The organism is Klebsiella sp. HN106, from assembly GCF_051209435.1.
GTDB lineage: Bacteria > Pseudomonadota > Gammaproteobacteria > Enterobacterales > Enterobacteriaceae > Klebsiella > Klebsiella oxytoca.
The window spans coordinates 26,640-39,211 of sequence record NZ_JBLURD010000003.1 but is presented as its reverse complement, the minus strand read 5'-3'; the positions used below and the strand labels follow the sequence as shown (position 1 = coordinate 39,211).

At 44.0% G+C, this 12,572-nt stretch carries 8 protein-coding genes and 1 pseudogene; 4 read left to right on the top strand and 5 right to left on the bottom strand.

The window, feature by feature from the left end; all coding sequences use genetic code 11:
- Positions 1–135: 135 nt before the first annotated feature.
- Genes ACSIPU_RS11250 through ACSIPU_RS11240 form a run of 3 tightly spaced genes read left to right on the top strand, consistent with a single transcriptional unit; the run spans position 136 to position 6,060 of the window.
- Positions 136–1,518: a hypothetical protein gene (locus ACSIPU_RS11250; RefSeq protein ID WP_306586630.1), complete on the top strand. Its 1,383-nt coding sequence runs from the start codon at positions 136–138 to the stop codon at positions 1,516–1,518.
- A complete protein-coding gene (locus ACSIPU_RS11245) occupies positions 1,515–3,416 on the top strand; it encodes a hypothetical protein (RefSeq protein ID WP_031518861.1) in 1,902 nt (633 codons plus the stop codon). Before ACSIPU_RS11250 ends, ACSIPU_RS11245 begins: the two co-directional genes overlap by 4 nt.
- On the top strand, positions 3,406–6,060 hold the full coding sequence (locus tag ACSIPU_RS11240) for a DEAD/DEAH box helicase family protein (protein WP_435322008.1): 2,655 nt from the start codon (positions 3,406–3,408) through the stop codon (positions 6,058–6,060). Before ACSIPU_RS11245 ends, ACSIPU_RS11240 begins: the two co-directional genes overlap by 11 nt.
- Before the next feature lie 423 nt (positions 6,061–6,483).
- Here the strand turns inward: ACSIPU_RS11240 and ACSIPU_RS11235 are convergent.
- From ACSIPU_RS11235 to ACSIPU_RS11220, 4 genes and pseudogenes are all read right to left on the bottom strand, one after another.
- Positions 6,484–6,929, bottom strand: a pseudogene (locus ACSIPU_RS11235) (rolling circle replication-associated protein).
- Positions 6,930–7,096: 167 nt separating this feature from the next.
- Positions 7,097–7,720 (bottom strand): hypothetical protein, encoded by a 624-nt coding sequence (locus tag ACSIPU_RS11230; RefSeq protein WP_058771415.1) that lies wholly within the window; start codon positions 7,718–7,720, stop codon positions 7,097–7,099.
- 95 nt (positions 7,721–7,815) lie between these two features.
- Positions 7,816–8,022 carry a helix-turn-helix transcriptional regulator gene (locus ACSIPU_RS11225; RefSeq protein ID WP_071996437.1) on the bottom strand — a complete coding sequence of 69 codons (207 nt, stop codon included), beginning with the start codon at positions 8,020–8,022 and terminating at the stop codon, positions 7,816–7,818.
- A gap of 107 nt (positions 8,023–8,129) precedes the next feature.
- The gene (locus ACSIPU_RS11220) at positions 8,130–8,708 is read right to left on the bottom strand and encodes a YagK/YfjJ domain-containing protein (protein ID WP_435322005.1); all 579 of its coding nucleotides are present in this window, start codon (positions 8,706–8,708) and stop codon (positions 8,130–8,132) included.
- A gap of 416 nt (positions 8,709–9,124) precedes the next feature.
- Here ACSIPU_RS11220 and ACSIPU_RS11215 point away from each other — a divergent pair, with 416 nt between their 5' ends.
- Positions 9,125–10,042 (top strand): hypothetical protein, encoded by a 918-nt coding sequence (locus tag ACSIPU_RS11215; protein ID WP_048291789.1) that lies wholly within the window; start codon positions 9,125–9,127, stop codon positions 10,040–10,042.
- Positions 10,043–10,347: 305 nt separating this feature from the next.
- On the opposite strand, the gene ACSIPU_RS11210 is transcribed toward ACSIPU_RS11215, so the two are convergent.
- A complete protein-coding gene (locus ACSIPU_RS11210; protein WP_435322003.1) occupies positions 10,348–12,042 on the bottom strand; it encodes an AAA family ATPase in 1,695 nt (564 codons plus the stop codon).
- Positions 12,043–12,572: the final 530 nt, after the last annotated feature.

Below are 12,572 nucleotides of genomic sequence, written 5' to 3'. Positions count from 1 at the left end.
TAGCACTCATCAATATCGGCCACTGATTTGCTGATTTGGTAAGTGCCAGGAAAGAAAGTGGAACATGGAAGGGCTTTCGCAGTGCACTGATTGCGTGTTGTTAGCCCTGTGGGCATAAGCGACTGACGCAACGAAATGTACATCGAGAAATTTCTGACTGAATACGATGACTCGCTAACGGGTGAGTTGAATGTGGATCCGCTTGGGCAATTAGTCATCTGGTCGTCCTGGGGGCAGGACATCTTTCATAGCCGTATTACTTCTATCGCAAATGATGTACGGCAATATACGCTGAATCTGCTGCATCACAGCGTATTGCGCCAGATACTGGTCGATGAAAAGCTGCAAACTTCAGGCGTGATGAAAGGTCTGTATCCCAAAAAGCAATTACATGAGTTTAGAGTTGCCTGTCTGATCCATCTGGAAAATATTTATATCTACTCCATGCTGGCGGCTGAAAAAAGAGGTGTCACTCTCACTGGTGTGCAGGGTATTAATAAAGCCAGATCTAAATGGAACGCTGCAAATAAAAATCCTCAGATACTTTTTGGTCATGAGAAAAGTAGTGAGTTACTGACTAATCAGATCGCTCTTGGTACCAATGGGCGCTATAAATCGCCAATGATGAAAATGCATTTTTTCTCTACTGATTATCGCTATGATCTGCCGGAAAGCAAGCCAGTGTGGCAGGCAGCAGAGGCATTTATTCGGAATGTACCAGAGCTGAAAAAATTACATGCAGCGGCATTGACTTACATGCAATTGAAAATGCAGGCCTCACATAAGCGCGACCTCAACCCATTTTTCGAAGATATTCCTGTCGGCCTAAAAAAGGCGTATGTAAAGGCATTCCGCGACCCGAAAATGGTCGGGGATTATTCGCGAATATTCTGGCTACAAAGAACGGGGTTAGATAAATATGCAGCGGGTGCTATTTATCGGGTACTCAAGCAGGAACGTTTGGACGAGTTAGAGCTTACAGATGCTGAAGTTTTCAAACGTGCCATGCATCAGGCGAAAAGTATGCCTGAAATGAATGAAAGTGACCTCAGGGCGTTACAACATATCAGTCAGGCGGAGCCATTTTTATCCCTGATCGACCTGATGTTTTCAGGCTTACGCCGACAGAGTAGTCAGACTTTGGCAGAATTTCGTCAATTCTGGCAGTCGCGCGGTCTTACGGAACTTGATCTGCCACAAAGGGCGACTCAGCTTCTGGAAAATGATGTGCTCCTTTCCTCGCTTTCCGGTACGCCCGCCAGACGTTTTCAGCAACTATTAGCACTGGCCTGTATGCCGTCGCTGGAAGATCAGGTTCGAGGCTTGCTGGATTATCATCACAAGATAATGGAGTCAAGGGGGCAGTTCCCGTGGCTCCTGCTTGAAGGTGATGATATTTTGCTGCAGGTACCACCATGTTCGCTACGCGAAGATCGTCAGAATAGCGACTGGGTAAACCGTTATTATCTACCACAGTTCAGACATTTGCTGAACGGTTTATGGGGGCATTCTGCATGAAGCTGTTAGATGTCTTCAAAAAGCAAATTGCTGATATGGGTATGTTGAAACGTGTCTGGCTCACCACCTTTAATCTGGATATCTCTTTTGTTGAAACGTGGGTACTTCCTGCTGTGTTGGGTATGGACCCGCCCGTTAGTCGTATGGATTACGAAGGTCTGCAGCGTGCGCTGAATGAGAGTGGTATTGATTTCCGCATCTACTGCGATCCGCGCATGATTGCGAAAGAAAAGCCGAAACGTACCTCCATTGCGGTATATCCGGTGTCGGTGCGTAAGCTGGCTCAAAGCGAAGAGTCTTATCTGGATAAAGAGCGCGGGCTGTTTCACCCAAAAGTATTTTATCTCGAAGATCACTACAGAAAGATTATTGTGGGTGCGGGCAGTGCCAACCTTACGCTTAGTGGGTGGGGGCGAAATCAAGAAACTGTGGATTTTCGTTGTGTTGCAAGTAATGCCCAATACCAGCAGGTAAAACGATTTTTTACCACAATTGATAACAGTCTGAATGATGAAGAATTTTTCCCAACCCGTCGCAAGTTTCTCGGTGATGATCCTGATTGGTCATTTATTCACAGTCTGGCTGGTTGCACACTGCTAGATGCATTAAAAAACGGCGGTGAGATTCATACACTCAGTGTTTGGTCGCCTTATCTTGCTGAGGATTTAGCAGGGTTTATCGACAATATTGGGCATGAAGTGCTCGTAGAACTGGTTCCGGATTTGGTTGAGGGACGTTATATCCGCACTCGATGGAGTGACAGTATTCAGGCAATGATTACAAATAAAAAGCTTACCGTGTATCGCTCTCCAGTGCCCAAGGACGATAGGGCATTGATGACCCACGCCAAGCTCTGGCTGGCGAAAAGCAATACCGGTACGCAACTTGCCGTGGGGTCCTGGAATTTCACCAACCCGGGTTGCAGCAGCTTACCTGAGGCAAACTGGAATGTAGAAGCGGGAATTGTGCATCCGGTCTCTCGTAACATCACGATTTGCGGCAAAGAATGGGATGATGTTAATGAAGAGAATTTCGCCAGTGAAGCATTGTTGGAGGAAGAGGCGCTGGAGCCTGATGAACTTCAACCTTTCGATCTGAGCGTTATTTTTGACTGGACTCGATGTGAGTATCAGATTTCCGGGCAATGGTTCGGTGGTAAGCCTGCGTCAGGTTATCAACTGATATTGCCCGGTATCAACGGGGCAAATGAATTGGTATGGAAAGCTACCGGTATAGGTCTGAAATCGCCCCGGCAATTGACGGTATTAAAAAGCAATGCCGTATTGGATAACCCTTTTTATACCCTTCGTAGAACTGGAATAACCGACTGGCAGGGCATGATCGTTGAAAGCGGTATTGAACACCGGCGTGCGTTGAGCTTTAAGTCGCTAGATGACTTACTTAACAGCTATCTGAATTCAGTGGATCCCGCATTGAGTGATCGCCTTATGCTGCGCTGTGCTGGAGCGCAGGATGAAGAGCAAAGTGAGGGGATGGCGCAAGCCATGAATTTAGATGCCACTAGCTATTTCCGCCTCTTTCAGGCTATCCAACAACGGCGCAACTGGCTAGCAGACGCGGACGATGGCACTCAGCTGTATCGTCGTTTGTTCAGTGAACCAGGTTGCTTACAGGAATTGGCTGAAATAGCTAGGGAGCGTATAAATCAACCGACTCAGCTAGTATTTAACTGGTTTCTGGCCCAAGAAGTTAACACTCTGGCCGCTCTGGCAAGAAAGCGTGTTAAAAGCATACGTCACAAACAAGGGGCTGAAGCCATATCTGTGGCTGTGCACTTGTGGGAGTCTCTACAGGTTGCAATTCCCCCCCTAACTAGCGATGCCACTAGCCTACGTTATCTCGCTGCTATCATGGAAGACTGTAGTTATGGCGAATAAGTTAAAACAGATCATTACCCCGGTTGAGGTTTCAGCCGTGATGAATTTCGATGCGACTGATACGCACTGGCAGTATCAATCCGGTGCTTCCAGCATGGCGGCGAAGCAGGCAGAGGGGGTGGCTGGGTTGTGGAATTTGCTGAATAAACAACGACTGGCACTCCTTGCTGATGAAGTCGGCATGGGGAAAACTTATCAGGCGATGGGAGTAATGTTGTTGTTATGGCAGGCAAAACCTGATGCACGCATTCTGGTTATGGCACCTAACAGGACGCTCTGTGATAACTGGGAGAGAGAATTTAGCATTTTCACAGAGATACACTATCGGGCTGAACATAATGCCTTTACCACTTTAGAGGGTAAGACAAAATATGCCCCACAAATTTATGGCAGACTGGCGGAGCTGGCGGCCGCTGTGGAGAAAAAATCTCACCATTTTTACCTTACTACTATCCATTCACTAAGCGGTCTGGTCCCTCCAGATGAAAAAAAAGATGCTTTAAATGCTGCCGCGTCTTATGGCGTGTTATATCGTCAGCAGATTAAGCAAGCTCTTGGAAAAGGAGGGTTTGACTTAATTATAATCGATGAGGCTCATTACTTTCGTAACCGAAGCGGATCACAGCGTGCCGCCGCCGCTCAGGCCTTCTTTGGTGATGCGCAGGGCCGGCTGGGGAGCAATGTACTGTTGTTGACGGCAACTCCAAATCCCTCAGCATCGCGAAATGTTTATGACATATTTAGCTACTTCAGTGACATGCCAAAACGTTATGCAGAGGATGATGTCCGTGCGCTGATGAATGATTTTGCCATCCGCCGACTGCGCAAAATGCAGGGCAGAGAGAGCAGCCACAGCAAATATGAATATCGTCATGAGCGCGCTAGCATTTCCAGTTTTACTAATAAGATGGATGCTGAGTTGTTTTTTGCTCTATATCAGAAACAACTCGTGGTTCAACTGGACAAAGAGAAAAAGGCAGGTGGCGGCAGGCGCATGCTATATGGCTATCTTGAAGGGTTTGAATCAACGGGCAGTACCGCAAGTGAGCGGGATAATAGTAGTGATGAAGAGGGGCAAATCCATAATGACTTCAACCACGCGCCGGATTCTGCTCTGCTCAATAGCTTGACCCGGCAGTTTCACGATATCTATAACCGCTTTCCAGATCATCCCAAATACGACACTCTGGTAGAGGCCTGCTTTACCAGTGATCCGTTCAAGCAGTCTCAGCCGCTACATTGTAGTAAGCATTTGGTTTTTGTTCGTCGAATACCATCTGTACGCGAAATTACTCAGCGCATCAACGCACGTTATGATGAAATAATGGCTGAGCGATTGATGAATGTCTGGCAGCTACCTGCAAAGGCGCTGGCAGAATGGCGAGAGTCGGGTTGGTCCCGAGATATTTTTGTTAAGCTTTTATCGGAAAAATCCAATGAAAAGTCCGATTTTGATGAGCATATGCTGGAGGACGGGGAGACAGATGAGCCTGAAACGGATAACGAGCTAAAGCTTTCAAGTAAAATTGCCGAGCTATTTGTTATGAAGAAAACGGGCCTGCGCAGTACCGACTGCGCCAACGTTAGTTTGCGTTTCCGTCGCCCTGAAAGCCTCTTTTCATTATTTCTTGAGCCTGCATTGGATGGTACGACCGGGACCTATCATTATCATTACCGCAAAGAGTCTGGTGAACGTCAACGTGACAGCTATGGTGATGCCGCGAGAGATGCCCGGCTGCAGCAGTCGACAACAGCTCAGAAAATCAAATATATCACTGCTTTGCCCACAGCCTGGGGATTGATGTTTCATGAGCTGCCGCGGCCAGCAAAAGAGCAATTGATTAAGTGGCGTGACCAGCCTAACGGTATGGCAATTATTGAGAACTTTGCCAACTATCTTCGCACGGGTTACCTGTTTGCCAGCCCTGTGATCATTGAGCTCTATTGCTGGTTTACAGAGTTCAACCGTCGACCTCAAACAGGTGAGGTCCAGCAGCGATATCAGCATTTTGTAGAATGGGTCACCCCAAAATTGAATGGATCACTGATGCTACGTTATTTTGTGGCTGCCATTGAAACTTTCGAAACGCTATGTGTGAAAATTGTTGGCCAGAAACTAGATAATACTCAATATACTTGGCGCGAGTTCACTAGCTTGAGTAGTCCAAGTTGGTATGCCAGCGGGCAGTCAAAAAATCGTGAACGTTTAATTCGTGGATTTAATTCACCTTTCTTCCCTAATGTGCTGGTAGCAACCTCTGTGTTGCAGGAAGGCGTGAATCTTCATCTTCAATGCAATCAAGTTCATCATTATGGCATCGCCTGGACTCCTGGTGATAACGAGCAGAGGAATGGACGGGTTGATCGCCTCTTTGGTCGAATCAATACAATGCTTCAAGTCCAGGGGGCGGCTGAGATGATTATCAATTATCCCTACCTTGCAGGTACCTTCGACCAGGATCAGTTGGCATCATTTATACGCCATAAACACAGTGTTGAAGAGAAGTTAGATAGTTGCGAGCTGGAGGATTTTGACAGCGAAATTGATATTCAGGAGGATCCTCAAGGTTGGCAAAAATGGCTACGGCATCCTTGTAAGGATAAAGATAAAGAAGATCCTTACCCAGCCAAGTTTGATCAGTAGTGTTTATCATTTATGCGGTAATAATATATCAGGTGGTTACGAGCAGTTTTTTGCAGGAAACTGTTTTAAATAGAAACTGGGGTCACAACACCACAGGTCAGGCAGTATTTTTTTCCATCGCAATCATTTTTACATAAAACGCAGTGCCAGAAAAAAACAGTGGTGCAGACACCAGCTCTGCCAGCATAAATCTCAGTTTTCTTTGTCGGCAATCATCCTGACCCTGAGGGTGCCAGAGCGTTATCGTCGAAAGCAATCAAGGAGTTGGCAAAAATAGTATTGGTTCCTACCAGACAATTTGCAGGTCTAACCGTCCCAGCAGGACTGACAGACACCGTGCGGTTGGATGGTTTAAAGGTGTTATGAGGGGGGGAGTAGTGTGGTTCTCACACGATGAGATGCTGGCGTAAAAAATTGCCTTACTTAGAAGACATTCTTACGTGGCCGTCTGCTTGAAGGTCGTTCGGGGACCTCATTGCAACCGAACAGTAACAGCCCATATTTCTGCTGGGTTTTGGTCATATACACCAGTACAAACCGGCTTGCTGTGCCCAGGGATAGGTATTCTGAGTTTTACTACCATCCAGCCAGAACACGACATGAGCATGGTAGTGGTGGTCTTCTGTCCATTCGATAACCCAGAAGAAACCGACCACCGTTTCGAGTTGCATCATACGGTTCATCAGCTTTCGGATATCTCATTCGAGTTGCCGATGATCCCGCAGGAAAAACTTAGCGGTATGATCCTGGTAAAACAGATCTGTTCGGAGTGCCAGCAGGCAGGAATAGCGCTCTATCAGTTTGTCGATATGGTTGTTCAGAAGTAACTGTCGAAACCAGTCTGGCTCCCATCGTTGTTTGTTTTGCATAGGATGAATTTCTTTAGTGCTGGCGAGGGCCAGTCAATGGAATGCACCTGGCCTTCAGGAAGAGCCATGGCTAGGGGAACCGCATGGATTAAGAGGATGGTTGTAAAAAGGGAGTGCCTATTAATTATATTAATTAACCTAATTTAATTTTCACTCCCCAATAACCCTCAAATCCCTTGCATGACTATGGATGAAGCCTGATTCAGTGGCTCCGCTGTCGTCCGCCATGCAAAGCAGACATACTCGTCCATCAGACTGGTCAGCGCAGGGTTTTCAGCCTGCCGGTCATTGATCCAGATATCCATCTCCTTGTCTTTTTTGAACCTGAGGTTGTCGGTCCAGTCATCAAGGCAATTACCCAGCATCAAATCGTACCAGCACAGCCAGACCAGCTTCAGACGCAGCTCGCTACCGCCGAACTGGCGGAACAGACTGATGAGCTTATTTGCCAGAGGGCGTTGTTTTAAACGCACGCACTCAGACAGCAAAACCCCCTCCAGCATTGGATGGTGAGCCAGCAGATGCTCCTGGGTAAATAAACTGACACTCAGGTCATCATTAACAGTCAGTGGGGCTGCTGCTCTGCCATAAATAATCCGGTGCAGGCACTGGGGGACAATAGCAATAACCTCTTCCTCTCCCGGAAACTTAAGGCTGCCAACCGTCAGGGTATGATGGTGGTAGATATTCTGGTGACACATACCCGATCTGACCGTCAGCTTCGTAAAATCAGTCAACCAGACCTGATAATATTTATAAAGTTCTTCGTAACGTGGTTTGTAATCTTTCATTGTTCATATTCCTTCTGGCTTTAATGACAGACAGCAGAAAACCTCCGAACGAGTCGGATAGTTATTTTTTTGCCGGGGGTTAGGTCACAGTGGTGTTATTTACGGGACTGGTTAATGCGTTCCTGAAGCCAGTTTTCTACTTCGCTCTTTAACCAGCGAGAACTGCGCCCCAGTTTGACTGGTTTGGGGAAGTCACCATCTTTAATCAGCTTATAGAACCATTTATCCGTAAGTCCCGTTAGCTTCGTGAGGAACCGCATATCCACCAGTTGGTCATCAAGCAAAGAAATTTGTTCTGTCATAATGCTGTCTTCCATTGTGGGATTATTCTGAGCTGGTGGTTGATTGCTCGTTACTACCAGCCCTTCCACATCAATGGATTGATACGTAAAAAAGTGCAGAACGTAAGTTACAACGTGCGAGGACGCCCCAGTCCACTGGGGGGCGGTACCTCACTGGCTCCGTAGTGATAGTGACCGTGCTTTTGCTCTTCTTTGGCGAGATAGCTGATAATGTAGCGCAGGTTATCAATGGCTTCGGTATCATCGTAGTTCACCGGTCTATCAATACTGACTTCATAAGAGGGTTTGTATTCGCAGCGGTTGTAATAGCCTTCTCGTCGCGTTATTTCCCACCATATTGTTCCTACTCTCTCAGCTATTGGGTAGGTAGCCTGGTTAAGGTGCCTGTCGAGATAGAACACGATATGGGCATGGCAGCCGTGGTCTACAGAATTCTCTAGTACCCAGAAATACCCAGCCAGATTTGTGTGCTGCATGGTGCGTTCAACCAGCATGCGTACCTCTCGCTCGGTTTCATACCATGAATGACGTTTATAACGCTCTGTACCTTTCTGATAGAACAGGTCGAGTCTGAGTGCCTGTATTCGGGAGTATCGGTTCAGTAGCTGATTCAGGTGGTCATTGAGTAGAGACAGTAGAAACCAGTTCATCGTGTATCTGGAATTGAAAGGGTAAGGTGTGTGCATTGATTTATCCTTTGTCAGGTGGAGTACAAAGGATTGGGATGAGATGTAATTTTTAAGAGAAGCGGAGATATGGCAGATACAGGGAACTGTGTATCCAGGGGATGACAGACAGGGTTAATGATTGGGGGAAGGCGTTGTGAACAGGGTGGTATAGAAACAGGAAGTGCCCCTTAATTATACTAAAAACCCAAATGTTCATATCTGCTGTTGAACGATTCTAATGAGGTGAACAGAGAAGATTCGTAGAGTAAAAACCACAGGAATAACGCAGTAATAAGTCAGAGCATTATCACAATAAAATCAGCAGGATATCAGTTAAAAATCAGTCATTCTTCAGGTCTGTGACTAGACTCCACCACACAAAAAGGTACTCATGCTAATCTGTTTTTGGGAGTCAGAAGCAGAGGGAAGAGACGATGTTGCATTACGATATGATCCGCAGCGAGATAATGTACCTAAAAGCGCTGGATAGTTTTTTCAATACAGATCACTCGTTACTGTGCAGTACTTATGATACGCCGGATGATTTTCGACGTTTGATCTCTCAGATACTTGAACGACATTTTCTTGGCGATCAGGACAGAATCAAAGCTGCGCGGAAAACACTTAAAGAATGGGCCGACCTGCAACTGATTGATAAAGATTATTTTGATTGTTTCAAAGGTTCACCAAGAGCATCGTGGTTTGCTCACCATTATATTTTCGAATACCCAGTAAAATCTGCAGGGTTGACACTTGGTGGATTGGGGAATGACGTCGGTTGTTCAGGTGGTTTTAATTCTCTTTTAATGAACGATAATATCCTCACAGAGCTTGATTTCTCTAAATTTAATTTCGACCTGGACGATATTGATTGGGACCTGATAACAAATCCACAGGCTACTGCTTCGAAAAAACCGAAACGTGTTTTCTCCCGATTTTATCTGAACGCGGGAGCAAGTACCGATCTGTACAACCCCACTCCGGTAACTGAGCGTGAACTCATCAATGGTGTGATGAGGTATATTGATGAAGCTCCATGCTCACTTGGAGATAAGATCTCTTATTTCAGAAAACTGCATGAGCGTTGGCTTGAGCAATATGATTTTTTTCTGACAGATTTTGACTGGATGTCACGAGATGATGAAACTCAGTTAGTATATCTCTGGGACTATCTCAAAGGAAAAGGACGAATAGCGGGCTATCTTCGCCCTTATAATACGTCTATGCGTTATGACATGATTATTGCGGCTATAGATGTGTGGAACGTCCAACCTGAAGAGAAGTTGGAGTTTATTGAGAAGATGAAACATGCCTGGCAGGCGGCAAAATCTTATCGGCGATCTGCTAAATAGCATTGTGATCCCAGTGGTTTCTTCGTCTGATTTCTCATTGTGAAGGATTAATATGGCGAGGTATGGAAGTTGGAGCGGTTGCATGCTTACTAGAGTGTCTGCTTCTGGCTCGAAGCGTATAAGCTAACTGAGTTGAAGGTCAGCTGTGAGCGAAAAGCGGTCCTTAAATGCAATTTTCATTGATAACGACGTCTTGTTGCTATTGAAGACATTATCAACATTATTGTGTTTTTACTTATATTTGAAGGGGGCTATTCAAGGGATTGCCCCCTTTTAACAGAAATTCTACCAGAACAGTAGGTCTGCTAATCGGTCTCTATAATTGAGCTTAATTCGTTAATGAGCAGGTGGGGGCTCATTTGAGTTAAATCATACTGCCTCCCCAATTTCTCTTGCATTCCTCCGCGTATTTTCTTTAATAAATATTTTCCTTTAATGTTATCAACTGATGTCGGAATTTGGTTTCCAAATAATGTTAGGTGTCGAGGACATTCTTCCAACCTCCCCTTATATAAATTATATTTAATCACATCTCTTTTGGATTGAAAATCAGACTGGATGACAACATGATTTTGTGTGGCTATATCAGAAATCCATGTTTGTATATCTTGCACAGAAGAGCCTGTAATATGAGATAAATGCTCTATTCTAGTAAAATAACTCTCAATATCACTACCTTCAGTAATGAATGGAATGGCGCCGCCTCTTTGAATTTCTGCTTTTACTATCTCTACTTCACCATCAGTCATAAAATCGCGGTCACGATGAATTATAACCTTGCAATTAGGGGACATTTCCTTAAGAAGGTCAGCAGATACAATTGCCCCTTGTACATTTGTGCATGTTTTGTAGCTATAGACTGCAGTTCTCTCCATATCAAAACCATTATGCTGCAAAAGGGCCTTGAAATATTTTTTATCTCTATCCTCAGTGAGGAATATATTCTCCACAACCCCCTCAGTTACTCTATCCAAGTCATTTAAAGCTCCTAAATCTAAGAACATTGATATTTTGTCCAAGTTCATACCTTGACTCTGAACATTACCATCTTTCATCCAAATAAAATTCGCCTCACCATACAATGAATCAATTATATGTTTGCTATGAGTGGAAAGTATAACTTGAGTTTCTGATTTGTTACTTTCTGATATTAAATTTAATGAGTCAGTGAGAATATATTGATTATCCGGATGAAGATGAGAATCCGGTTCATCCAAGAGTAATAATTTAGGTTTAAAATATACTATATATGCAAATATCTGTAATGTTTGGAGTAATCCAGTTCCCGCCAACTCGATAGGGTAAGTTTTTCCACTTACATTTTCTTTAAAATTAACGGTTAGATAAGTATCCTTATCCTCTTTGAAATCCACTTCGATTTCTATATCTGGAAATACAACTTGCAGCATACTATTGAGATTTACCAAGCGGTTGTCTTTGTTTAGATAATATATTACATTTCTTAAGTATAAATTTGCATCACCACTTGCCACTCCTCTTCTAACTATTGCTGGTGATTTTAATTCTTCCTTCTGTGATATACCAGCCAGACCAGGGACATATATACTAAAGAGATTTTTTTCATCGGTGATTACTGAACCGAATCCGGTATAATCACCGGTCCTTTCACATGACATATTTCCATGATTTCGTCCCTTAGATATAATTATATTGTATTCTAATTGTCGATCAGCAAGTTCATCATATCCCAAAAGACTCAACACACTTTGATTGCCAGGCGACCTCGAGTTTTTATAAGGTTCGCCGTTCTTTAAAACAGTGAAGTCCGGGGTGATATTATACATTAAAAGTTCAGTGGAGAATGTTTGTTGACTTTGTTGCCGAGCTGCAATAGCTGCGCATACTGAAAAATGTATAGCTTGCAGAATACTGCTCTTACCTGAGCCATTTGCTCCTACTAATACATTTATATCACTAAGGGTGATTTCTGCTGTGTCAATTTTTTTGAATTTACTAACAGACAAAGACTTAATGAACATTTTCTTTTCCTTTTTTAATGAAAGGTGCAAAACTTTAATTCATCATTTTAGGTGTTAACATTCAAAATCATAAACTGATTTTCTATTTTACTAATGGATAGTAGCCCTATCAGAGTAAAGATGGTGTTAGGTATTTTTCTTACATCTGAATCTGAGAAATATTCGGATTCTTTATAGCAACTATTCCATATGTCGAGTTCTCTAAAATCATAAGCTAAATGAGCAATTTTTTCCCAAGCTTCATTTACTATATGCTCAGCCATTGTAAAAAAATCACTCTTAGTAGGAATGCCTATTCTCATTGTTACTTAACCTAATCTCTCAATACTTCCAAGAATAACTATATGATATTCTTATTAAAATTCCAATATTAAGTTTCCGCTTTCTTCAAGTAAATCCACATAGAACGATGTAAGCAACTTCCGCTTTTGGCACGAAGCGGACATCTTTCAGCCCTAGACTACACAAAGTCCTTTACGTATTAATCTAAAATTCAAAATAATTTCAGATAGATATCATCTCTGTGAACC